This is a genomic window from Candidatus Thiodiazotropha endolucinida (assembly GCF_001715975.1).
Taxonomy (GTDB): Bacteria; Pseudomonadota; Gammaproteobacteria; order Chromatiales; family Chromatiaceae; genus Thiodiazotropha; species Thiodiazotropha endolucinida.
Window position 1 is genome coordinate 1 of record NZ_MARB01000055.1, and the last position, 876, is coordinate 876.

At 37.8% G+C, this 876-nt stretch carries 1 protein-coding gene; it reads right to left on the reverse strand.

What is annotated here, in order from left to right; translation table 11 throughout:
- Positions 1-103 precede the first annotated feature (103 nt).
- The gene (locus CODIS_RS20310; protein ID WP_069128474.1) at positions 104-667 is read right to left on the reverse strand and encodes a helix-turn-helix domain-containing protein; all 564 of its coding nucleotides are present in this window, start codon (positions 665-667) and stop codon (positions 104-106) included.
- Between the last annotated feature and the right edge of the window lie 209 nt (positions 668-876).

An 876-nucleotide genomic window follows, 5' to 3' on the forward strand; every position in this document is an offset into this window, starting at 1 on the left:
CTCTGTCAGGGAGCTATGGATTAAGTTTCACTATGCTTGATGAACCGCCTAGTGCGGACCCGCATGCTAGGTGGTGTGGGGAGGGCGGGTTAGAGACCCGCCCTTACCCGATTTGAATAACTGATTTTCTGAAGGCTGTTGGAGAGAGTGAAAACTTTGCTTTAAATGTGGTAGCGAAGTTTGAAGTATTTTCATAACCCACTTCAAAACCTATCTCTTGAATACTTAATTCCGTAGTAGAAAGCAGCCACTTAGCTTTGAATAATCGCTCCTCGCGTATCCATTTAAACAAGCTAATGCCCAAGACATTACTAAATGCGTTTGAGAGAGAATTTTTATTTGTTGCCATGGCATGGGCTATAGAAGTTGTTGAGAGTTTTTTAGATAGATTTTGAAGAACGTATTGACAGGTATTCATTACCAGTTCATATCCCCTGTAATTGCTTCTGTTTTTTATCTTTTTTGAGCGCAGGTATTCAAAGCGAATCTCAGGCGAATAGATGTTCTGTTTGGAAGATTCCCTGTTTCTTAAAATATTATGAATGGCGGACTTGATACGTACTCTGACTTCAGAGGGGATAATGGGAGTTGAGATATAATCATATACTCCGATGTTATATATCCGACTTCTGTAAAGACTAGATTCATCAATAATCGCGATGATCAAGCCACCTGCATTGAGATGTTTGGATGACTTTTCCAGAAACTCTGTACTATCGATACAGTAGATAATATTGATATTATTTTTTTATATGACTAGGAATATCAATAGTGTGCAATTGACTGTAACAGGATACTTCGTAGCCTAAGTTATGCAAAATATTGACGAGATCATTTGAGTTTATTTTACTAGTAAATACTGATACACTTATCTTG